The sequence below is a fragment of the Borreliella chilensis genome, assembly GCA_000808095.1.
GTDB lineage: Bacteria > Spirochaetota > Spirochaetia > Borreliales > Borreliaceae > Borreliella > Borreliella chilensis.
Genome location: CP009912.1, coordinates 1 through 22,571, shown reverse-complemented (window position 1 = coordinate 22,571; position 22,571 = coordinate 1). Strand labels below are relative to the sequence as shown.

General features: G+C 27.1%; 26 protein-coding genes and 1 pseudogene. 7 read left to right on the top strand and 20 right to left on the bottom strand.

From position 1 onward, the window contains the following. Positions 1 to 80 precede the first annotated feature (80 nt). A complete protein-coding gene (locus OY14_04500; GenBank protein ID AJA90714.1) occupies positions 81 to 1,433 on the bottom strand; it encodes a phage portal protein in 1,353 nt (450 codons plus the stop codon). A gap of 3 nt (positions 1,434 to 1,436) precedes the next feature. Then, a complete protein-coding gene (locus OY14_04495; GenBank protein AJA90713.1) occupies positions 1,437 to 2,030 on the bottom strand; it encodes a hypothetical protein in 594 nt (197 codons plus the stop codon). Positions 2,031 to 2,135: 105 nt separating this feature from the next. Here OY14_04495 and OY14_04490 point away from each other — a divergent pair, with 105 nt between their 5' ends. The 3 genes and pseudogenes from OY14_04490 to OY14_04480 all read left to right on the top strand — a co-directional run bounded on the left by OY14_04490 (position 2,136) and on the right by OY14_04480 (position 4,242). Then, positions 2,136 to 2,459 carry a hypothetical protein gene (locus OY14_04490; protein AJA90712.1) on the top strand — a complete coding sequence of 108 codons (324 nt, stop codon included), beginning with the start codon at positions 2,136 to 2,138 and terminating at the stop codon, positions 2,457 to 2,459. 536 nt (positions 2,460 to 2,995) lie between these two features. Next, positions 2,996 to 3,544 (top strand): cytochrome D ubiquinol oxidase subunit II, encoded by a 549-nt coding sequence (locus OY14_04485; protein AJA90711.1) that lies wholly within the window; start codon positions 2,996 to 2,998, stop codon positions 3,542 to 3,544. Between the two features lie 135 nt (positions 3,545 to 3,679). Then, positions 3,680 to 4,242: pseudogene (locus OY14_04480) on the top strand (hypothetical protein). A gap of 438 nt (positions 4,243 to 4,680) precedes the next feature. Here OY14_04480 and OY14_04475 read toward each other — a convergent pair. The 15 genes from OY14_04475 to OY14_04405 all read right to left on the bottom strand — a co-directional run bounded on the left by OY14_04475 (position 4,681) and on the right by OY14_04405 (position 15,405). Further along, positions 4,681 to 5,112 carry a BppB gene (locus OY14_04475; GenBank protein ID AJA90710.1) on the bottom strand — a complete coding sequence of 144 codons (432 nt, stop codon included), beginning with the start codon at positions 5,110 to 5,112 and terminating at the stop codon, positions 4,681 to 4,683. A 271-nt stretch (positions 5,113 to 5,383) separates the two neighbouring features. Next, positions 5,384 to 5,578: a hypothetical protein gene (locus OY14_04470; GenBank protein AJA90709.1), complete on the bottom strand. Its 195-nt coding sequence runs from the start codon at positions 5,576 to 5,578 to the stop codon at positions 5,384 to 5,386. Positions 5,579 to 5,840: 262 nt separating this feature from the next. Beyond that, positions 5,841 to 6,386, bottom strand: a complete 546-nt coding sequence (locus tag OY14_04465) for a permease (GenBank protein ID AJA90708.1) — start codon at positions 6,384 to 6,386, stop codon at positions 5,841 to 5,843. Positions 6,387 to 6,415: 29 nt separating this feature from the next. Beyond that, positions 6,416 to 7,168 carry a chromosome partitioning protein ParA gene (locus OY14_04460; GenBank protein ID AJA90707.1) on the bottom strand — a complete coding sequence of 251 codons (753 nt, stop codon included), beginning with the start codon at positions 7,166 to 7,168 and terminating at the stop codon, positions 6,416 to 6,418. Continuing rightward, on the bottom strand, positions 7,144 to 7,728 hold the full coding sequence (locus OY14_04455) for a partition protein (protein ID AJA90706.1): 585 nt from the start codon (positions 7,726 to 7,728) through the stop codon (positions 7,144 to 7,146). The genes OY14_04460 and OY14_04455 overlap by 25 nt, the downstream gene beginning before the upstream one ends. A gap of 47 nt (positions 7,729 to 7,775) precedes the next feature. After that, positions 7,776 to 8,969: a peptide transporter gene (locus tag OY14_04450; GenBank protein ID AJA90705.1), complete on the bottom strand. Its 1,194-nt coding sequence runs from the start codon at positions 8,967 to 8,969 to the stop codon at positions 7,776 to 7,778. A 628-nt stretch (positions 8,970 to 9,597) separates the two neighbouring features. Next, positions 9,598 to 10,488, bottom strand: a complete 891-nt coding sequence (locus OY14_04445) for a cell surface protein (protein ID AJA90704.1) — start codon at positions 10,486 to 10,488, stop codon at positions 9,598 to 9,600. Positions 10,489 to 10,497: 9 nt separating this feature from the next. Next, complete coding sequence (locus OY14_04440; protein ID AJA90703.1) at positions 10,498 to 11,307, bottom strand: cell surface protein; 810 nt, start codon at positions 11,305 to 11,307, stop codon at positions 10,498 to 10,500. 204 nt (positions 11,308 to 11,511) lie between these two features. Continuing rightward, on the bottom strand, positions 11,512 to 11,877 hold the full coding sequence (locus OY14_04435) for a hypothetical protein (GenBank protein AJA90702.1): 366 nt from the start codon (positions 11,875 to 11,877) through the stop codon (positions 11,512 to 11,514). Further along, complete coding sequence (locus OY14_04430) at positions 11,867 to 12,280, bottom strand: hypothetical protein (protein ID AJA90701.1); 414 nt, start codon at positions 12,278 to 12,280, stop codon at positions 11,867 to 11,869. Before OY14_04430 ends, OY14_04435 begins: the two co-directional genes overlap by 11 nt. Beyond that, positions 12,277 to 12,456, bottom strand: a complete 180-nt coding sequence (locus tag OY14_04425) for a holin (protein AJA90700.1) — start codon at positions 12,454 to 12,456, stop codon at positions 12,277 to 12,279. The genes OY14_04430 and OY14_04425 overlap by 4 nt, the downstream gene beginning before the upstream one ends. 24 nt (positions 12,457 to 12,480) lie before the next feature. Beyond that, entirely contained in the window at positions 12,481 to 13,515 is a 1,035-nt protein-coding gene (locus OY14_04420; GenBank protein ID AJA90699.1) for a hypothetical protein, read from the bottom strand. A 56-nt stretch (positions 13,516 to 13,571) separates the two neighbouring features. Then, positions 13,572 to 14,198, bottom strand: coding sequence for a hypothetical protein (locus OY14_04415; protein ID AJA90698.1), 627 nt, complete (start codon positions 14,196 to 14,198; stop codon positions 13,572 to 13,574). Between the two features lie 2 nt (positions 14,199 to 14,200). Then, complete coding sequence (locus tag OY14_04410; protein ID AJA90697.1) at positions 14,201 to 15,073, bottom strand: hypothetical protein; 873 nt, start codon at positions 15,071 to 15,073, stop codon at positions 14,201 to 14,203. Further along, positions 15,070 to 15,405 (bottom strand): hypothetical protein, encoded by a 336-nt coding sequence (locus tag OY14_04405; protein AJA90696.1) that lies wholly within the window; start codon positions 15,403 to 15,405, stop codon positions 15,070 to 15,072. Before OY14_04405 ends, OY14_04410 begins: the two co-directional genes overlap by 4 nt. Positions 15,406 to 15,575: 170 nt before the next feature. Here OY14_04405 and OY14_04400 point away from each other — a divergent pair, with 170 nt between their 5' ends. From OY14_04400 to OY14_04390, 3 genes are all read left to right on the top strand, one after another. After that, entirely contained in the window at positions 15,576 to 16,040 is a 465-nt protein-coding gene (locus OY14_04400; GenBank protein ID AJA90695.1) for a chpAI protein, read from the top strand. A 402-nt stretch (positions 16,041 to 16,442) separates the two neighbouring features. After that, the gene (locus tag OY14_04395) at positions 16,443 to 17,699 is read left to right on the top strand and encodes a hypothetical protein (protein ID AJA90694.1); all 1,257 of its coding nucleotides are present in this window, start codon (positions 16,443 to 16,445) and stop codon (positions 17,697 to 17,699) included. 88 nt (positions 17,700 to 17,787) lie between these two features. Further along, positions 17,788 to 18,627 (top strand): hypothetical protein, encoded by an 840-nt coding sequence (locus OY14_04390; GenBank protein AJA90693.1) that lies wholly within the window; start codon positions 17,788 to 17,790, stop codon positions 18,625 to 18,627. A gap of 81 nt (positions 18,628 to 18,708) precedes the next feature. Here OY14_04390 and OY14_04385 read toward each other — a convergent pair whose 3' ends face one another. Both OY14_04385 and OY14_04380 read right to left on the bottom strand, forming a co-directional pair. Then, positions 18,709 to 19,236 (bottom strand): membrane protein, encoded by a 528-nt coding sequence (locus OY14_04385; protein AJA90692.1) that lies wholly within the window; start codon positions 19,234 to 19,236, stop codon positions 18,709 to 18,711. 275 nt (positions 19,237 to 19,511) lie between these two features. Beyond that, positions 19,512 to 19,997: a hypothetical protein gene (locus tag OY14_04380; GenBank protein ID AJA90691.1), complete on the bottom strand. Its 486-nt coding sequence runs from the start codon at positions 19,995 to 19,997 to the stop codon at positions 19,512 to 19,514. A 219-nt stretch (positions 19,998 to 20,216) separates the two neighbouring features. Here OY14_04380 and OY14_04375 point away from each other — a divergent pair, with 219 nt between their 5' ends. Beyond that, positions 20,217 to 21,389 carry a hypothetical protein gene (locus tag OY14_04375; GenBank protein AJA90690.1) on the top strand — a complete coding sequence of 391 codons (1,173 nt, stop codon included), beginning with the start codon at positions 20,217 to 20,219 and terminating at the stop codon, positions 21,387 to 21,389. A 232-nt stretch (positions 21,390 to 21,621) separates the two neighbouring features. Here OY14_04375 and OY14_04370 read toward each other — a convergent pair whose 3' ends face one another. Continuing rightward, the gene (locus OY14_04370; GenBank protein AJA90689.1) at positions 21,622 to 21,951 is read right to left on the bottom strand and encodes a hypothetical protein; all 330 of its coding nucleotides are present in this window, start codon (positions 21,949 to 21,951) and stop codon (positions 21,622 to 21,624) included. Between the last annotated feature and the right edge of the window lie 620 nt (positions 21,952 to 22,571).

The following is a 22,571-nucleotide window of genomic DNA, read 5'->3' as shown; positions in this document are numbered from 1 at the left end:
GAAAATCAATGCAAGAACTAAAAAAACTTCAAAAAGATTAAACCAAAAACTTGAATTGACACCTAAAAATTTAGATCAAATCATAAATATTTAAATTTACCAAAATGGAATAATTTTTCTTGATAGTTTAGAGTCAAAAGAAGATAAGCATTTGCAAGAGAATCAAGTGCATCATCTTTTGTTTTGCCGTCTCCTTTGTAGTTGTAAATGTCAGCTATTACATTTTTACTAATTATCTTTAAAAATTCTATTTTGCGGCTTTCAAACAAAGGAATAAGATTACATATTCTTTTAAATTTATTGCTCAAGGGTTTTATTGGCACAATTTTAAAATAATGAGCGCTATTATTTCTTAGCAAAAGAATTGTTTTAGTCAAAATTCCGTCTCCCTTTATGCTATCTCGCTCCTCAACGTACACAGTATTTACATTAAAACTTTCTATTAAAATTTGAATAGCTCCAAGAATTAAACTATCATTTACTGGTTTTTGATTTTGGTAAAGATATGCATAAAATTTTTCAGAAGTACGCTCTAAAACACAAATTGCCGTATTGTCCCCACCTACTGAGAATGCAGGATCAATGTACATTATTGGGCTTTTAAACTCATAATCTTGATTGAAAATCATTTCATTAAATAGTGAAGATTCGTTTAAAACCCACTCGCCGTAAAGCACACGAGCCCTATACGCAGGAAAATGTCTGTAAAGTTTCTCTTGAGTTTCAATAAAATCTGCTGAATTTAAAGGATTGTCGTACGTTGTAAAATTATATGTCTTAAAAACATCTGTATTCTCAATATAATCTGTTTTAAAATAGTGCGCTGGACCTTCGGGGTTTGTATCAAAAATAATAATTGCTTTGCCCTTTCTAAGCCTTTTCATTACCTCAAGCAAAGTTTCTTTGTGAATTACTGTTGCTTCATTTACATAAATTATTGCACTATTACCTCCTCGAATCTTAGAAAAAGCATCTCTGTTTTTACCCCCGTAAACATTAAGCTCAAGCCCTGCTATTTTACAAAAAGATCTACCACTTTTCTTTTTCTGATAATCAACCCCTAGTAAACTACAAATCTTTTCTATCTGTTTTATGGTGTTTGTCATTAACAAACCAATAGAATTGCCTATGACAAAATTATTAGTATCTTGCTCGTAAAAAGATTTATTCTCAATTAACTTTTTAACAAGCAAATATGAGGCTAAAAACGTCTTACCACTTGCAATTCCGCCGCTAAATATTACTTTTGAATAATCGTGACTTTCTATGTCTAAGAGCACTTCCTTTTGCTTGACAGTTAAATATTTATTTTCAAAATCTTTAAAACAAAGCTTAGTTAAGCTGGGTTTAATATAATCCAAAATGTTAATATTAAACTTACTTTTAAACTTTTTCTGAAGATTGAGAAATATTAAGGATTCCAAAAATTTCAAATTTTACTCCAATTTTAAATTCTTACCACTTAAAACAGATTTAAGCTTAACAAGAGCATCATAATCTTCTCTCATACAAATATTAAAAAGCTGTTTTTCAAGATCTTCTTTTTCTTTAATCTTAGCAGCAAGCTCTATTTCAAGATTTTCATCCCCCTTGAAGCCTCTTTTTTTACTGCTGTCAAGCTTGCTTTGAAGTTTGCTAATTTTTAAATCTAAGATTAATGTATCTTTTCTTATTGATTTCAGACTAAGATTTTTATATTTATTGTGAGAATCAATAAAAGAACAAACTATCTCGTAAAACAATCTTTCAGTCTCGTTTTTAGTATTTTCCAACTCACAAGCCTTTTTAGTAGCAAGTAATACCAAATTGTCAAAATTGTCCCCATTAAAAGATTCTTTAGAAATACTCTCTACTGTTAAATTGCTAGGAAAAGAGTTTCTTTTACAAACAGAATCATTGGACTTAAAATATTTGTTTCGAGCCTTTGCTACAAAAGCTTCGCCAACACCTAAGATTTGAGCAATGTCTAGATCTTTTAAACCTTTTTTAAATAAAAAAATATATTCTTCTTTTCTATTTTTAAATATCATTATTTTATTTTAATTAAGTTTTTTTAAAAACTCAAGAAAATTATATATTTTTATTGGGAATAATTAAATTAACGAGATATATTTTTGCATAGAAGAAAATAAAAAATGGTAAAGGAGAAAGACATGTTTAAAATAAAATGTATTTTGTTCCCAGCGTTAATATTATCTTGTAATATGGACAGCTCAGGATTCACTCCAGAACAAGAAACAAAAATTAGAGAAATCGTTGTTACAGAACAAGCTGATACATTTCAACGCTTAATAGAATCTGCTGGAAACAATACATCTAATGAAAGTTTGCTAGACATAATAATTAAAGGGAAAAATAAAATAGTTTCCGGAGCACAAAAAACAGGACAATTTTTTAAAGGATTAAAAACCGCTGTTATGCCCTCTAAATCTACTCCCGATACCCCTTCAACTCCTTGATTAGAAAAATAGTCAAAAAGTAGTCAAAAAGAGAAGCCAATTAATTGCGGGAGCATGGCTTCTCTTTTATTTTCAAGACCTAAATTTTTTAGGCCTTTGAATTAATTACAAAACAACCAATTTACAATAATTTGGCAAACTGCCGTTTAAAACATTTAATCTTCAAACCAACAGCTAACCTACAAAAAATTACTTGTATATCCAAACAATATTATTACTATATTTGCATAAAACAAACTTATGTCCCCTAATAAAAATAAAATTTTAAAATGATAAGCTTTAAAATAAAATTTTTGAATTTTGCACAATTCAAAAAACTTTGCCAACTTTATTAGACATTTTAGTTTAGTCCTTTATATCGGAAATAAAATGCACTAAACTATCTATTTTTATTGGACTGATTGTATAATAAGTAATACTAAATTGGATATCTTTAATTGTTTGATTTCCAATAAAATGAACTAAAATTTAAGCATTAATAATTCTTTTTAGAATTTAAAAATAAATAATAATAACTTTAGGAGGTAACAAATATTTTGATTAAATTTAATTTAATAACAGCTTTGTTTGTTGCTTTGTTAGCAGCCTGCAATTCTGGCTTAACAGGAGAAGCAAAAATAAAGCTTGAATCATCTGCTAGGGATGTAAAAAACGAAATTTTAAAAATAAAAAAAGAAGCCACTGGTAAAGGTGTAAATTTTGAAGCTTTTACAGATAGCGCAACTGGCTCTAAAGTGTCAAATGGGAGAACTGTCTTAAGAGAAGCAAAAGTACAAGCTATTAGCGCAATAAAAAAGTTTCTCAAAACAATAGAAGAAGAGTCTGTAAAACTTAAAGAAAGCGGTAGCAATGGGCAATTCTTAGCTATGTTTGACTTAATGCTTGAAACTGTAGGGTCATTAGAAGCGGTGGGAATAAAAGGAGTTAAAGGTAATGTTTCAGAGAAAGCTAAGAATAATCCCGTAGACACAGCCGAAAGAGTAATGGAGGTTAAGGTGCAAATAGAAAATAAGCTAGAAGAAGTTAGGAGAAAACAAGGCCTTGATGACGGAGATAAAAAGGAGAAAAAACAAAAACATAAATAAATCTTAAAATATTGTAATTAAAAAGAAAGAGCTAAAAACAAAATTTTAGCTCTTTCTAATACTTACATATTTACAATTTTAATATCATTTCAAATATAATAAATATTGTAACTAAATTTAAAGGAGAGGAATCATATGATAAAAATCACTAATTTGAAAACTTTGCTTAAACTAACTCTAATTGCTAACCTGCTCACAGCATGCGGCTAACAGGAGAGATGGAAATAAAACTAGAATCATCGGTTAAAGGAATTAAAAATGAAATAGATCAAATTAGAAAAGAGGCCGCAGCACAAGGTGTAAATTTTGATGCTTTTACAAAAAGTGCCACAGGTGGAAAAGTATCCGAAAAACCTGCAATCATAAGAGAAGCAAAAATACGGGCTATTAACGTAGCAGAAAAATTCCTACAAGCAATAGAAGAAGAAGCTACTAAAATCAAAGAGAATGGAAGCGGTGGTCAATTCTTGGCAATGTTTGACTTAATGATGAGCGCTTCAAAAGCCTTAGAAGATGTTGGAATACAAAAAATGCAAGAGACTGTCTTAATAAGCACTAACAACCAATCTGTAAATACAGCTCAAATGGTGCTTAAGATTAAAGATAGTATGGGAAAAAAATTAAAAGAAATTAAAGACAAACAACTAAAAAACAAAAAAGAAGAAGCTAATAAAAGCAGCTCTAACAGTTCTTCTTAACTTTAAAACAACAAAGGCCAAATAACCTAAAATCGTTTTAGTTTTTGGCCTTTAAGCTTAATAGGCTTAATACATTAATAATAAAAATGAAATGCACTAAATTAAATGCAAAATGTAATTCCTTAAACTTTAGAAATGGTTGATTTTACTCTTAAAGCGGCAAACTTATTAAAAATGATCAGTTTAAAAAACTGTACCCACAACAGAAAAACTGCTAGAAAAAGCTCTACCAAAATTATCAAAGAGACTAATACAAATTAAAAAATACTGTGCCAAACAATAATGAAAAGCTCTAAAATTAATGAGATCCCCAATAAAAGCAGCTAAAAAGTTAAGTAGATAGATAAAATATTGGAGTCAAAAGGGTTAGCTAGAAATATCTCTGGCTAGCCTTTCATTAAGTTGAAATTTAAAATTTAGAAACTGGCATTAAAATTTTCAAGCAAAATAATTAAATATTCTCTTTGATATTATTTTAAATTTCTTACTTTTTGATTTTAAATCAAGGCTGTCGTAAAGAACTTTATTATTATCCATTGCAATAAAATGAACAAAATCTTTATTTGTTAACCTAATCTCTGTTATTTCAAACTCTTTACCTACTATAGGCAAATACAAAGGACTCTCATATCTAACCTTAGAAAATATTTTATAATAACGAAGAATTTTACATGGGTTTAAAATATAACAATCATTTCTAATATAGCCCAATTCTAAAAACCGTTGATAATTAACATTGATGTCTTTTGCCTTAAAATCAAAACCTGTTAAAACAAATATCCAATAATGTAAAGATAAAAAATAACACCCAAACTTTTGGACGTCTTTCAACAGTTCTCCATTACTTTGCAGTATTTTTTCAACAAACACTTTTTAATTCTCCCAAAACTTTAAATTGTAAAAATGTTTATTATTTAAAAATATGGCTTTTAGCCTCTTAATATTTCAAGTATTTGAATAGAAAGTTTAAACAACTTGTGATTGGTTCACTCACAAGTTGTTTTTCATAAATTTTTAAATAAACAATTTTTAAATAATCATACATGTCTGCTCCATTTCTAAAAGAACACACATTTGGGATTTTTTATTAAAACATGCTCTTAAAATCTCCAAAACATTGACAATCCAATATTTTGTTTTTTTACATTTTAATAGTCCGCACTGCAATACTAAATCCCAATTTAGAATCTAAAAACTTAATAGGAAAATATTTAATCAAAGAACAACCTTTAATATTACTAGAAACAAGCCACTCAAACCCATTGTTTTTAATGGCAAAAGATTTAATTAAAAATTCGCAGCATTCTTTATTTTTAATCCTATTAAGCCTTTTCATCTTAACCCTTAATATAAGTTTTTACTAATACTATAGTATAAAAAAATTTATGTTTTGTAAATACTTTTCTAAATTTTTCTAAAGTCGTTGCTAAAAATTGAAAATTTTACATCAAAAGTTAAAGGGTTTATTGGAAATTCTTGTAAAGAATTTCCAATAAACCCTTTAAGGTAACAGGTCCTTATATTAAGAGCGACACATTGCGTGTCAGTCTGTACCTATAAAGTATACACTAACTTTTCAAGTTTTGCAAATAAATATTTCATTTTTGTTTACACTTTGAATTTTTAAATTCTTCAATGATTTTTAATAAAAAATCTTTTTCCTCAAAAAAAATTTTTTCCAAAAGAAAACTCGTAAGCTTGGCATTTTTTTTATAAAAAGAATAAGATTCTTCTTTCTTAAGCTGAAATCTTAGTGGTTTTATTGGATTTTGGTTGGATTTTCTTAAATTTGGACCCTCTTTTGTTTTAAGCAAACAGATTGTCTCATTGATTCCATTTTTAACCACATATTTTTCTTCAATCAATCCCTCTTCTATTGCTGTTGCAATTTTAAGATACTTATAAGTTTGAGTTCTTGCAAGCCTATAATCTTTTGCAAAATCATCAAAACTAGAATAGTTGTCCAACTTGTAATATTCTTTATCTTTAATTTCTTTTAAAACTTTCATTGCCTCTAATTTACAAAAAATTTCTTTTTGGAAATTGATATTTAATTTTTCTTTAAGCTTATTATAATGAACAAGCACTTGTTCTTCTTCTCTAACACTATCAGATAAATTTCTTTTATTTATCTTTATATCCACTTATAATCCTCCTTTACAATTGAGTACACTTAGTGTACGTAACCTGATTTATTCAAAAAGGCTTTAAGCGTGTTTTTGTACTCTATTATGTAATCCTTTGTCAAATCGAATCCGTCGTTTTTAGCTATTCTTCTATTCAAATCCTCTCTCTCAGATATTGTTCCTAAAAAATTACTATTTTTCTCTAAAATCTTTAAAAGTTCTTTATGAGTATTGTTTTTTTTAAATTTAGTATTGATTAAATATACTGGTAAAGTTAATAGCAACTTGTTCATAAAAAAAGTAAACAAATCTAAACTTTCAACTGCCCATTTTTCTGCTGTTATTGGTATTATTATATAATTACTGCATACAAGAGCATTTGTTAACGTAAAATCTAAACTGGGATTTGTATCAAGTATTATATAATCATAATGATTGCTAAGCAACTTTAGCTGCTCTTTTAATTTAAATTCTTTATATGGAATAGATTCTGAATTAAATTTGTGTAATGTTAAATAGCTTGGAATTAAATCTAAATTTTTGTTAATCTCTATCAATGAATTGTCTATATGTAAATTTGATATTAATACCTCATATATATTTCTGTTTATTAGGTCTACACTATAATCCTTAATTTTATTAAAAAAATAACTTGTTGTTGAAGCTTGCGTATCAATATCTATTAAAAGAACTTTAGATTTGATCGAAAGTAATGTGGCAAAAATTAAACTTGTTGTACTCTTTCCAACACCACCTTTTATACTTGCTACTGTTATTACTTTTGTCTCTTTTTTATCCATTCCGGAATAATCCCCCCTTTTGATAATTTTTTGTTATAAAAAATGTAGAGTTCCGTTTCTAATTCCAGAATAATATTTAAAAGTGTATTGTAATAGGAGCTATTAATCTTATCCTTCTTAAGTAAAATGTGAAGACCATTTAAATAGCAAAAAACAGAGCCTTTTTTGAACTTAAATTCGATATATTCACATTTTCTCAGTGTATAAGTCTCTTTTTTGTTAAAATTCTTTACAATGAAAGCTTTATCAAGTTTTCTTATCCCGTAATAAATTCCTATAAATTCATCATCTTCTCTTAAGGAGAACAAATGAAACATACTTATGTCTTCTATATTAAAGATTCCTCTTAGAGAAATGAAGAATTTCGTGGGTTCATTTTTGCTTATTCCAAATGTATAAAAGTCGTTGAATATTTTAGTATGATATATTTTTCTACCTTTAACCTCCTCAATCTTAGAAAAGACATTGGTCTTTTTTTCTTTCTTGAATTTTGATTTATCATCTAAGTTTAATTTTAACTCTTTTTGTTTTTGCTTTAATCGTTCAAGTAAAGCCGTCATTTTTTTCCTTTTTCCTTAATAGTAGAACCAAACTATACATTCTCTTTTTAGCCCACTATTTTAATCAAATTATTATAGTAGGAATTATCAAATACCTTGCTATATTTAAGATCAGGCTCATTCTCAATGAATTTCTTTAAAGTAGGAATTAGTTTATCGCAATCTACTTTATGCCTCAACTGTTCTAATAATATACTAAAAATGTTGTTTTTTATACTTTTGAGCTTTATCATTTTGTCTTGAATTTTAGAAGCTTCTGTTCTTGCCTTTTTAATCAATTTATCCAAGTCTGGATATTTTTTATATTCTATTATGAAATGGGGTTTTATTTTGTAAATTTCGTATGTTTTGTTGAAAAACTTCTCAAGATCTTCTTTTTTATATTGCTCATTTTCCAATTCTTTTACTTTCTCTTTGAGTATTCTTTTTAAAATTTCTTTTTTGTTTTTGTATTTATTGTTTGTTTTTTTTATTTTGCTGATTACTTTTTTGTAACCATTGTTCTTAAAAAACTTACACAAGTATCCTGGATTGTTCACATTTGCTTTTATTTCACTTATTAGATGCTTTTCAATATCCTTAGGATCTGTTTCTTTAAGATCATTTTCAATGTGTTTTAAATTTCTCAAATGGTATATTTTTGTTTCGTGTGTTGTTTTTAAATCCATTATTATTGATGGAATCTCTGTTTTGAAGTTACATTTGCTTAAATATTTTTTTAGCATGTCTGTTGTTGTTTTTTCGAAATTTTTGTGTATATTTCTATATTCTTTATATTTATATATATTATTAGTATTATTAATACACTCCCATTTAACACTGCTATTTATTTGATTAAACTTGTTTATTCTTTGCGTAAATTCATTGATTTCGTTGTTTGTTTTTTCCTTAAAATGTTTGTTAATTGCTGAATAGCATTTTGTTTTTTCGTATTTAAGTTTATAATAAGTTTCACTTCCAGAATTTTTACCCAAATGTTTACAGTAGTTTAGTGTGACTTTAATTTTTTTCTCTAGTATGTATAAATAGTTTTGTAGTGTTTTTAGTTTTATGGGTTTTTGTTTATTTCTTTCAAGGTTTTTATTTAAAAAATAAAGTATGTTTTTTTGTGTATATTTTTTAAAGTTTGAGTTTATAAAGTTGAGGGTAGAGATTAATACAATCAAGTTATGTTGGAAGTTCTTTGTAGTTTTTTTTCCTTTTTTTGTAGTGTTTAGTGATTTTTGCTTTGATGTTTTCAATTTTATACTCCTAATATAAGTAGTTTCTTTAATTCTAAATTAATTAATAGTACAGTTTCTTAAAAAAGTAAAGCATTTTTTAAGAAAAAATATAAAAAAAGTTTATTTAACAAATATTTATTAAATAAACTTTACAAAAGCATGATTTTGTAATAAAATATAATAAATAATGTACTTATATTAAGAGAAAATTATTTTTACGCTTTAATTTTTTATTTAAAATAGTGAGCTTACTAGCAATGGGTTTAATTTTATTAAGAATTTCAATTATTTTATTTATTTATCCTTCATTCAAGATTAGGCTTGGGTGAAGGATTTAGCCCCATTAGTTTTCTTAATTCTAGAAATATATTTAGTTTCATTAGAACTTTTTATTTTGATTTTGAATATCTTAATTTTCAATAAGGGTTATGCTTTATTTTGGTGTTTCTAAAGAGTTTTATTCTTTTAAAGGCTTAAATGTTTCGATTTGCTTTGTGTTGTGATTTTTATTTTTACAAGAGAAAAAGCCTTCTAAGAGGCTTTTTCCAGAAGTAACAAATTGAAAAATATATAAATTCAATTTTTAAGTTGTAATAAACAACTGCCTACAAAGGCATTAGCCAATGTAGTTGGTTGTTTATATATTTTATTTTAAAGTGTTTTTAAGTTCTGTAAGATCTTTAATTACAATTGGGTTGCCTTCAAGGACAGAACCTGCTGCGTCATATTTTTGTACAGTAATTGTACCATCTGTTAAGAACACAATATTTTTAGTTTTTTTGCTATCAGCACTAATTGTTAAAGTACCAGTAGCTTCTTGCCATACCCCTGTTTTATTATTAGAACTTGCAGTATCCTTCAAAAACATTTTTACTTTTCCATCTTTTTCAATTTCTTTTGTTAAGGTAACGCTACCTTCTTTTATTGTTAAACTAGTTTTTCCACCTACAAGGTTTCCTTCAAGCTTAATTCCATTTTTTAGAGTTTCTAATGCTCTTTGAGCATTGTCAGCATCTGTCATTTCTAAATATTCAAGGGTAGTTTCGTTTGCTCTTGTTAATTTTTTTGAGTCTAGTTTATTAGCTTTGTAATTTTCTTCTGTTATTGACCCATGTTTTATAAGAACTTTGCTTGAGATTTTTTTGTCACTTACATTATATTCTTCTATGGTTATTGTATTTAGATCATCAGAAATTAATATTGTTGTTTTACTTTTATCAGCTTTAAAACCTTCAAGTTGTCCAGCGCCAGTATTTTTGTCAGAAGTCCCTTTAAGTACAACATTGTCAACTATTGCTCTTAAAGTATGTTTACCAGCCTGATTTTTTTCTTTACTTATGAAAATTTCAGTGCCATTAAATAAAGGTACTGAGTCTTCTGTTGTCAAAGGCAAAGTTGTTACATCACCCTTGTTGCTGGTGTCTATAATTTCTTGATCATTATATTCTTGAGTAGAAGTATTTTTTGGATCAGCGCCTTTTTGTGCACATGCTATTAAAGTTATTGCCAAGGCAAATCCTAGTAAATATTTTTTCATAAATTCTCCTTATTTTAAAGTGTTTTTAAGTTCAGCAAGAGTTTTGATTTCAACTGCTGTACCTTCAAGTTTGGTGCCGGCTGTGTCGTATTTCTGGTAAGTTATTGTATCTTGTTTTGTAAATACAAGTTGTGAAATGTATTTGTTGTTAACAATAATTGTTAAAGCTCTACTAGCTGCATCCCAATTCCCAGATTTTTGACCAGCAGTGTCCTTAAGCTCTACTTTTATTTCTCCAGATTTTTCAATGTGCTTAATTAAAGTAACACTTGATTCTTCAACTTTTAATGTTGTTTTGTTAGCAGCTAGAGTTCCTTCAAGAGTAAAGTCTTTTAAAATTTCTTTAGCTTTTCCGGTTCCATCGCTTTTTATTTCTGTGTGTTCAAGTCTGGTACCGTTTGCTCTTACCATTATTTTTTCGGATAATTCGCCTTTTGCGTTAAATTTTTCTTCGATTGATGATTTGTCTTTAGAATTTACTTTTCTTGACATAAATGTTTTGCCATCTTCTTGGAAAATTTCAAGTGTAGTTTGAGCTAGATCATTAGAAACTGTTAATTTTACTTGACTTTTGTCAGATTTTACACCCTCAAGTATTCCAGATCCATTATTTTTGTCAGAAGTTCCTTTTAGCTCAATTTTGTCTATTATTGACATTAGGCTGTATTTGCCATCTTTGTCTTTTTCTTTGCTTACAAGAACCTTGATTTCACCAGGCAAACTTACTGAAACGCTGTTTTTATCATCTAGGCTGCTAACATTTTGCTTACATGCTATTAAGGCTAATATTAGACCTATTCCCAATAAATATCTTTTCATAATATATTCTCCTTTTATATTATATTAATATAATTTAATACAAGTATAATTATAGTATAAGATTAATAAATAACAAATAGAAAATTGAAAAAAAATAAAATGATAATAATACCTAACTTATAATTAGGTGTAGAGCAACTATCTAATTTTTATTAAAAAAGTCCCACAATTGGGACTTTAGGAAAAAATAAAAGTTAAATGACTTTAAGGTACGTTTTTTGAGTATTTTTTGTAAACTTGTGTTGCAATTGGTTTTATTTTGTCAATGTGATTTTTTAAATTAGCAATATTTGTTTTGATTGATTTTAAAGTTTGATCTTTTTCTAATTTGCTAGTGTCAAAAAGTTTAAATTCAGGGTAATTTTTGTTATTTACTTTTTGTTTAGTCTTCACAAGAAATGTTTGCAAGTACATAATATAGCTTGAAAGATGCGCTTCGTATAAGCTTAAAGCCTTTAATGTTGACGATTTTGGGTTCGGTGGCTCTTCCGGAAGTCTTGCTATTGTAGAGCATGAAAAAATTATAAGTGTGTTTAATAAAAACAAAAAAGGGGAATGTTTAATTTTCAATTTTATCTCCTTTTAGATCTTTGTTTTGAGCGCTATTGTCTGATTCTTTTGAGAATTCTTTTATTTGATCTTGTAGTGCTTTTGATTTGCTTGCCATTAATTCATTTCTTTCTGCTCTTAAAGATTCAATGATGCTTATGTCTCTCTCGTCATTAATGCTTGATATAAGTTGAGTAATTTTATTATTAACATTTTCAATATCATTTAATATTTTGATTGACTCTTCTTTTTCAATGCTATTGATTTTGTCTTTGTAGATGCTCATTATTAGGTTGTAGAGATTGAGTCCTAAATATATTCCTTTTTCAACTTTGATTTCTGTTGGAGAATCACTACTTTTAAAAAAATCATATAAATTGTTTAAAGCTTCAAGCCCAGAGTTGATATTTATTTTACTGTTCATTTTGTTTCCTTTTTATTTGTTTTTTTAAGGAGTTTTTTTACAAAAGATTTTAAACTTTCTCTAAACTGCGGCTTTATTGCTGAAATCATTGGCATTATTGCCAACACGCTAAATCCCCCTAATATAATTAGTTTTGTATTGTCAATTGTTGACAAAAAAATAAGTATTGTATCCATAAATATCTCCTTTTAAATTTATTTTTATACTTTATTTAGTATTGGTAATGACTGTACTTTGTTTAAACTGCCTGATCCAACGAAGTACCAACCATTGTAAATTGGTGTTTTAAGTGTGTGAATGTTCTGCGAAGAAAATGAGGCTATTAGTATTTTGGTAGAGCTTTTTTCAAACTGAAGGTAAAATTGTTTATTATGATTTTCTGTCTCGTTTGAATGTCTAATTTCTGCATCAATTTGTAAGTAAATGTAATCGTCTTTGTATTCTTCGTTTATTATGATTGATACACTACTTTTGTTTTTCAACACAATAGTTGTTGCTTTGTTTTTGTATTGGTATTCCATTATTACAGTGTCGTCAACTATTGTGTGTAGTCCCCCAAAGTCACGAGGTTTGCCTTGCCACCAAATAGGAATGTCTACAATTTGCGGAATACCGTTTTGGTAGCAACTTACAAGTTGTTCATTTTTTGTATCAAAAGTTTTTTTAGGTATTGATTTGAAAGAGTTTTGGAATTTATCTATAAATTCGTTTATTTTTAAATAATTCACTAAGTTACTTTTGAGTTGATTTATTTCAGATTTTTCTGCAAGAACTTCTTTTAAACTCTCAATTAAGATTTCAAATTGAATAAGTTCAAGATCTTTTGTGGTTGAGTTGTAAATTGAAATTTTATTTGAAGACAATTTTGTATTTGTGTGCTTTAAGCTTGAAATAAGCGTAGATTTAACTTTTCTAAAAACAGTATCAAAGTCTATATTGTCAAGTGGTGTGTTTAGTCCTAAAAGTTGAGAGATTACTTTAATGTAGATATCCTTTATATATTCTTTGTTTTCTAAAAGTTCTTTGCTAATTATTTCTTTTATTACTTTTTTAAAGTAGTGAAATTCGTTATTGTAAAATGTATCGTCTTGTATTTGTTCTAGGAGATGTTTATATGTGATTGCGCAAGTATCTTCTATTATGTCGTCAATAGGAATAAGATCGCTTTGATTAACTTTTGTTTTTCTGTTTAAATCTTTTATTTGTACACTCTCTTGTGTTTCATTAGTATTCATATATTCTCCTTTTAAATTTTTTATTAATTGTAAAGTGTTATTTATAATTTAGTAGATCAAAAAAAATAATCTGCTTTGTAAAGTTTTCTTGTTCTTGTACTTTTTATTTCTATTTGTTCTTTGTCTATGATTTTTACTACTCTTCCTATAGGAATTAATATTTTAATAAATTCATATACTGAATTTTTGTAATCTTTTGGCATATAGCTAGAAACCAGATCTTTTTTTAATCTTCTGTGTTTTGCAGTTATTTTTTTTAGTTTGTTTTGGTTTCTTGCTGCAATATTAAATTCAATTGGAGACTTAATGTTTTCAAGTAGTTTTATTGTTATTTCGCCTGGAGCGCTTTCATTTGAGCTAACTTCTACATTTGCGTGTAAAAAGGCTTTAAAGAGTACAATAAAGCTCTCGTCAGTTCCAATATATTTGATAGCAAAAATAATAGCGTCTAAAGAGTTAACAAGATTTTTATCTAGTTCTTTTTTAAAGTGAAATGCATTAAATATTGAAAGCATCAGTAGTGCAATATATTTTGAGTTAATACTGTCTTTAACATTGATTGTCCCAAAGTTTTCAAGCAGTTCTTTTAATTCTCTTAAGATCTCTTTTTTGTAATCAAGTTCATTGTAGATGAACTTTTCAATTTGGGTATTTTCTAAAAATTTTGGTATCTTTTTGTTCATTTTCATTCTCTGTTAATAAGCAGTCTTTTGCTTGTGTCAAAAAGAATGATTTCATTCTCCTTAACGCTTTCATCTTTATTGAATGTGAAATCACTGTCACCCAGTTCTGAGATTTTTTTTGTATTGTCTTTTTTAATGCAAGTTCCGATTCTCAGCTCTTTTATTCCCTTTATAATGCTAACTGGTGCAAGAAAGTCTTGGTATCTAAGAGATGTTCCCATTTCAATGTATTTTTCGTTTACAATTTTGTTGTAAATATCTCTTATTTGAGAATCTATTTCTTTGTAGATTGCGTCTTTTGCTTCTGTTTTGTAGACCGCTTTAAGATACACGTATTTTATTTTGCCTAAGCTGAATTTGTATATTTTTTTTTGATTATGGCTGTTTAAAAACTCAATCTCAATATTGCCTTTAAAAACAGTTCCACTTGGTGCTGTATAGTATATTGCTTGCCAAATATTTTGTTTGGTTTTAATTTTAATTTGAGTTTTTTCTTCGTCTTCAAAACAATTGTCTTGTAGTATTAAATAAAGATCAATTGTTCCAGGTCCACTTAAAATATTTAGGTACTGAACACCATCAACATTTAGTAAAGTCTTTCGTATTGCTTCATAAGTTGAGCTTTTAGGTGTGCTCAAATCTTCTTTTAGTGCATTAAAATAGCTTCCGTTTTCTTCTATTTTAGAAAAGAGCTCTTTCAAGGCTTTTGATATTTGTTTGTCAATACTTGAGCTTGGAAAGTTTATTATGTCGTAAATTGAATTATCTTTAATGTTTATGCCATATTTTGTTCTCAAAATATGTTTTTTTTCATTTTGAATTTCTTCTATTGTTTTTTCTAGTATTCCTAAGTTTTTATCAAAAATTATACTCATATTTTAAAATCCATTTTTAAAGTGTCTTTTCCTAAAAAGAAAAATTCTATTATTACTGTTTTGTTTTTAATGCTTGGCTTTACATTGATAAGATCTATTTTAAGCTCTTTTGAAAGGTTTAGAAAAAAATTTTTAATAGATTCTAGTTTATTGGCTTTGCAAAGCTTAAAGTAAAAGTTATGGTCAAATCCATAATTTGGATTTTCTTTTAAGCTACCTTTTGGTGTTTTAAGATAAAAGAATAAACGCTGTTTTTGTTCTTCAATGTTTTCTATTAATTCAAGATCATTGTTAAATACAATATTAAATTTTTCGTCAATTTTAATTTCCATTTTTAACTACTAAAGTCATTTTAACATATTTTATTCGATATTGCTATAAAGTTTTATAAAATGTTTATTATTTTAAATGTTGAGATATATTATAGTTTATATTTTTTTAAAAAAAAGTTTATTTAATTTTTAAATTTAAATATTTGTGCAAGCACAGCGTGGGAGACTGTATGAAAAATATTTTATTATTTGTTATTTTATTGCTCTTCTCTTGTAAAGAATTTAATTATCCTGAGATTAGGGAAAGGTCTTCAAACTCTTCTAATGATGCATTAAATGGTGACCTTAAAAGGTCTTTAGTAGACTCTTTAAATGATGACCAAAAGGAAGCTTTGTTTTTTCTTAAACAAGTGGTTCTTGATAGCAATCCGGATAAGTTTAATCAAATTTTCACTTTAGGTGAAGATAGAGCTAAAGAAATGCTTGCTACTGTTGTTAAGTGTTTGCAAGCTAAAAGAAAGGCCAAAATAACTCTTGAGGGTTCAAATGATGCGAATGTTGCTAATGCTAAACAGCAGTTGTTACAAGTTGAAAAAGTTTACATAGAAAATTTGAGACAATCCTTTATTACTAGTAAAAGCATTGAAGAGGCTTGTAATCGCGTGAAGAATTATGATGTGTCTGCTTCTTTTTAACTTTTTCCATGTTAATAAATTGTTTGATTAACTCTCCTAAAGAGAGTTGATCTTTCTATTTGTATTTGTATATTTGCTGTAAATATCTTTAAATTTTGAAATGCAAATTTTCATTATTTAAATACTGAGAGCGTTTGTGATTTTTTGCGAAATTTTAAAATATTAAAAAAATATATATTATTAATACTAATTTATTTTAAAAGGTTTTTACAAAGTAATTTAAGCTTAACAAGTATTAAAGCTATTTTAATTCTTTTTTTGTTTTTTAAAAAAAGAATTGTTAAAACAATTTTAAGCTTAATTCCTTTTAAAGTAAGAATTAACATAATGTATGCATTTAGTGTATATAAAGTGAGCTATATTTTTATTTAAACCAATAATTAAATAGAGGAAATTTAATTTATGAATAAAATAGGAATTGCATTTGTTACGAGCTTTCTATTGTTTGTTAATTGTAATAGCAAGTCTTTAGAAGAAGATTTAAAAATTACCACTTCTAACAATAAACAAGATTTAATCAGCAATAAAAAAAGATCTTTAGAGTTTAAAAATAATGAATCTAAAGGTTCTAATTCAAGTAATTTTAAAAGTAGAAAAAATAGTCAATCAAGCTTAAGAGAATTTAAAGGTTCTGAAAAGGATTTACAAACTTTAAAAAATTCTAAGAATTTATTGTCAACAAATTTAGATCAAGATAGCCATGATTTAGCTATCTTAGACAATTCTAGTCCTTTGCAAAAAAATTCTTCAAAGCACAATATTGGTAAGTCAAGGTACAGTAAAGCTTTGCTGAAAAATACTCATAATGAGATTTGGATTCCTAATTTAAACTTAGAAGAGGATAAGAATTTTGAGTTTTTCAAGAAATCTTTACAAAATGATGAAAATAGATATGCTCTTGGTGGATGGCTTTTAAACGCTGATGAAGTGTTAGTAAAGTATAGGTACAGTGAAAAAGATGTGAATCAATTTTTGATTGATATAGGTAAAAAGCGTTGGGGGGATTTATCTTCTAAAATAAGTGTTTTAATGAGGTTGATTGAAAATTATTCCGATAAAAGCGACAGAGAAGACGAAATTTCTCTTTTAGATATGAATTTGTGTCAACAATTTTATCTTACCAAGATTAATGCTAACGGTTCAAACACAGACATTCTAGTTGCTCTTGAAAAAACAATCGATCAACAAGTTAATAGTATTAGCAAAGAGCTTCTTGAATTAAAAAATTTTTCTCTTACTACAAAGTCAGAGCTTGATTGGTATTTAAATTGGAAGCGTAATTTAACAGACGAAGAAGATGAGGTGCTGCAATTTTGTAGGGTTTTGCTAGACGGAGAGTTAGATAATGAGAGTCTTGATAATTTATTTAAAAGACTTGGGAAGGAATATTCTAGGTTGATATTAAGAAAGCTAGAGGAAATAACATTAAATTATGATGTTAAGGTTTTCTTAAATGAAATGGAAAAATCACGCAAATCTTTCAAACAAGCATTAGGTTCTGTTGAGAATAAAAACAGAAGAGTATTGATTCTTAAGGTTAGAAATACTTTTTTAGAGATTTTTAAACTTTATTACAACAATATTGGTAAGAATAAAAAACTCTATGATTATATAAATCGCATTTTAAACAGTTTGGTAAAAGAGATTAGCAGGCGTTGATTTTTTTATTTTGATTTTATTGTTAAATGGACTACATTTGCTTCTAATAATATAATTTAAGAATTTTAAATATTAAGGGGGGAGTGTTTTGAAAAGAGTCATTGTATCTGTTGTAGTTTTAATTTTCAGCTGTTCTTTAGATAGTAAGTCAGAAATAGAAGAAGAAAGTGAGCTTTTTGGAGTAAATAGATCAGGTAGACTGGGTCAGGGGAAAAGGGTTTTGGGTTTAACTAATTTTGGTCTATTGTATGATAATTCTGGGGTGGTGTCTGATTTTCAAAATTATAAGCCTTTAAAGGTTCTTGAAAATAAAAATAAATTTATTGATTACAACCAAATTGAGTTTTTAGAAGGAACAAAATCAATTTCCATGTTGTTTTTATCGGTTAATGTTAGGTGGGTGAAAATTAAAGCCAGAGATTTGCTTGATGAGTGTGGTCGTTCTATTGAAGAGCTTAAAGGCATTAAGTATTCTTATCTTGTTTCCCCTGTTGATGGGAGTTATATTTCTTATGCCATGCCATTAATAATTTTTGAGACTACTATTGAGAGTGATCCTCTTTATTCTATTTCTGGATTTAAATTGATAAGTAAGGGAAGAGATATTAATTTTAATGAGAATAAGGGAGGATTTTTTGGAGTTCCAATGTCTGAAAAATCGGTTGAATCGGGACTTGTAACCGCCTATCCTTTTGGGGTTAGTGATGCTAAAAAGGTGGTTGAAGCTTTTACTGCTCTTTATAGCAACGGAGCTTGGAGCGATATGATTGCTGAGGTTACCATTAAGTCTAAACAAAATCCGCAAAATGAGAAGGTTCACAGAATTTCACTTGATTCTAAGCTTTTTGATGTTTCTATGAAAAAAATAATTGAAAAATATCCTAGTATAAAAAGTAAAAGTTGTGCATTCAGTTCGTTGATTAACTAAAAGGTTGTTTTAAAAGCTAGTGGTTTTTAACCACTAGCTTTTTTTCAATTAATTACAAATTTCAGACTTAATTTGAGTTTATTATTCGACTATTTTAAGATTTTCAAATGTATTTTTTGAGTCTATTTTTTCAAACATCCCATCAAATCCGCTAGCAAGTATACTTTTGTAAGTATCTAGCTCTTGAGCATTATTAGGATTTTGTTCTTTTTTATCTTTGTTTTCCTTAATTTTTGCAAGCATTTCTTTTATTTCATTTTCTTTTAAATCCGATAAGAATTGATGTATAGTCTCTTCTATTTTACTCTCATCTCCACCAGTTTTTTTGAAATTTATGCCGATATTTTCGTCCATTAATTTTTCTTTTAACGAGTTTGTTAGAAAGGTTAGTGCTTCTTTTTCAGTGTCATTTAAATTTAATTTGCTGATTAACTTTTCTAAATCTGTTGTTTTGCTAAATTCAATTCTATCATCATCAACTAGATTTGGTTTAGATTGTAATTTTTGAGATTCTTCATCCAGATCATTATTTAGATTGTCAACATTAGTTTTATTTGTACAGCTAAATAGAAATGCCAACATGGTAAATATAATAATACTTTTTTTCAAAATAGTCTCCTTAAAAAGTAGTTTTAATTATTAATAATTAGTAATTATATCATTTAAATATGATATTTAGAACATTTTAATTAATAATAATAATTATGCATTATTAATAATTATGCCAATTTCGCATTTGGAGCATTTTAATGATTAATATTATACAAGTTTAAATATTGTAAGAATGTTCAGCATTCTCAAGGTCTTTTAAAAGAGATTTTAATTTAATTTTTATTTCTACTATCTAATAGTAGAAATAAAAATTTTACTATTCTATTATTCATTTAATAGCTTTTTTTCAATGACAGTTGGAATCCATTTATTCCAATATCAAAATTAGGTTCAAAGCCCGCAAGTTCAGTGCTGAGCCTTTTTTTAAGATTTCCATTATACCAATTTGCAAATGTAAATGGAATAATAAGTGAGGTTATGTAGGATGTTAAAATCATACTTGCTCCTACTCCTATTAGTATGGTTCCAGTTAATTGCGCTTCACGGGCGTTAAGCATAATACCAGTTCCCCAAAGGATTGCTCCTAGTAAATTGAATCCTAGCACGGAGCTACCGCCAATATAATCACCTTGGACAAAGGATCCTATTCCAAAAGGCAAAAATAAATTTAAAAGAAATGGTCCTATTGGATTTTTTTTGTCCGCATCGTATTTATTAAAACTTTCAATTCCTTTTTCAATTCTATCTTGTTTATCTTTTGTAGCAAAGATTTGAATTGTTAAGCAAAAAATCAATATTAATGTTGAAATTTTTTTCATATTTTTGTTATCTCCTGAGAATAAATTTTGACAAGTAAAATATTAGCTCAATTTAGAATAAATTAATATTATTTTTTATTGTAAGTAAAGAAGGTTGTGATTTGCAAAAATCAATTTTTTAAGTTAAGTAAAAATCCCTAATAAGTTTTTGTTTTGAAGAGCAAATTTTAGTATTTGCTGTATAATGTTTGTTTTTATTACAGACAAAGGAGGAAAATTTTGGGAAAAAAGATTTTTAATAAAATTATGCTTATGTCTTTAGCTTTAATTGCAAGCTGTGATATGAATGCAAAAGGAGGAGTTAAAGGGTATTTAGAAGCAGGAATTACTTTGGGCGGGAAGGCAGCTGTTGAAGGTCTTGATAAGGATGAGGCTTTGGAAAACTGTTTGATTGGGTTGGGTGGTGAAACAAATAATTTCATTTCTGGGGAAAGAGAATTTTCTTCTTATATGGCAGGATCAAGCAATCATTTTAATGTTCTTGAGGGTGAATCAAATCTTTTTGAAGTTTCTTATGATTCATATGGATCTGAGTCACAAACTATTTTTAGTGGTTATTCTAATGCTATTGAAGAAGAAGATTCTTATTCTTACTCTACTAGAAGCTCTTTTACTCCTGTAGTATTGGATTTTACAAAAATTCCAAGTGAAGAAGAGAAATTAAATGTAAAAGAAGAATTTGAAAAAGTTAAATCTGAGATTGAAAAGCAAGCTAAAGGGTTGGAGTATAAAGAAGATTCTTCAATGAGTTGGACAGACATAGGCGGTTCATTTAAGAGTCTTATTGGAGCTCCTATTAGAAGCGGATTTAGAAGTTTGTTTGGGTATAAGGATGATGATGAGACTATAAAGATGAAAATGGGGAATGTATTAGATTCAATCCTAGATATAATCTTAGAGGCTAAAATTGCAACTACTAAGTCAAAGCTTTACTATGAGAAAGTACTATCTACCAGTTATCCATACCCTTTAAGATTTCTTTTTGATAGGGAAGTTAAAGCAGAAAATAGTAAATCTCTTAATTTAGTTAATGAGGCTGTAAAGCTGATTGGATATGATGAGGCATTAACAAGTGGCAATGTTCACAAAGACAGTACTTTGAAGCAGCTTTATTTTAAATCATTTTCAATCCATGAAGAGGCAGATTTCAAAAATGTTTATAATTACGAAGATTATATAAATTCTAATCCCAAAGGCATTGGTCCTGAGAAATTACAATCAATATATTATTCAAACTTAATTCATAGATGTAAAGAATTAATTAGCATGCTTGGAAGTAGTAGTCATTATTATGAAGATTTATTAACTAAGCTTGATGAAGCAAAAGGTTTTTCTAAAAAATTAAAAGAAAGAATTAAAGCTTTAGATACTTTGGTAGTGGCTATTAAATAATAAAAATAATTTTGTAGATCGATTTCAACGCCCATTAGGGCGTTGAAATCTTCTTGAAATGCTGATTTATTGTACTTATTTTTCAGTATTTGCACTTTTTGTTATTATTGAATTAGTTCCCAAGGCGATTTTTAGTAAATATATTATATATTACTTTTAAATTTAAAAAAAAGGAATCGAAGATTAATCTTCTCTTCCTTAAACTCTTTAAAACCATTTATCAATTTAATGATTAATTGAGCATTTCTAGTGTTTTTGGACTTAAAATTTCCAATTTATTTTGCTGTTTGTTTGATTTTTTAGTTATTAATTTAAAGTAATGTTTGGAATTAAGTTGCCCTATTTTAAAATCTCTCTGATTTGGCTTATTTGCTGTATTACTTTTTTCAAGTTTATTAAAAACCCCTTTAACTTTTATAAGTTTTTTTATATAACCCCTTAAAGAAGTTATTTTTTGTCTTATTTGAATGTTGTAGAATAATTTCAAGGTTTTTCTCGTATTTAAATTATATATTTCATTGCCAACCATTAATACTATTTTAGTAAATACATGTTTTTTCAAAATACGTTCTTTAATATGATATTTAACCATTATTAAATAATATTATATACCATATTGACAAAATATCAAATAATTTTATTATTTGATAATAAAATTATTATTCTAAGAATAGCTAGGGAGTATGACACATTTTGTATTTAATATAAAAAGTAAAACAATATATTTTATTTATCCTAATATAAATACAATGTATTGTTAATTTTGAAATTTCCAAAAATTAAAAAATTTAATATTTTATTAGAAAGCTGTTAACAGTTTCGAAAATCGTTTTTAAAAGGAAAGAGATTTTTTTATAAAAAGATAATAGCAATTATTAATTTTTTAGATTTAAAGAAACTTGGTATGGATTTTGAAAAATTGGATTTATTAAAATCTAATCGTAGAATTGAGGGATTTTTTGGGCTTTATTAGATAAATATTGTGAAAACTTTTTTAAAAAAAGTAAAAGTAAAAGTAAAAGTAAAAGTAAAAGTAAAAGTAATGTCTTAATAATCAATTTTTAGTGTAAGGTGTAATCTTAAGCTATTTTGCTCGAAAAGACTTATACTAGTACACAATAATTAAATAATTATTGTGTACTAGTATAAGTCTTTTCGAGCAAAATAGCTTAAGATTACACC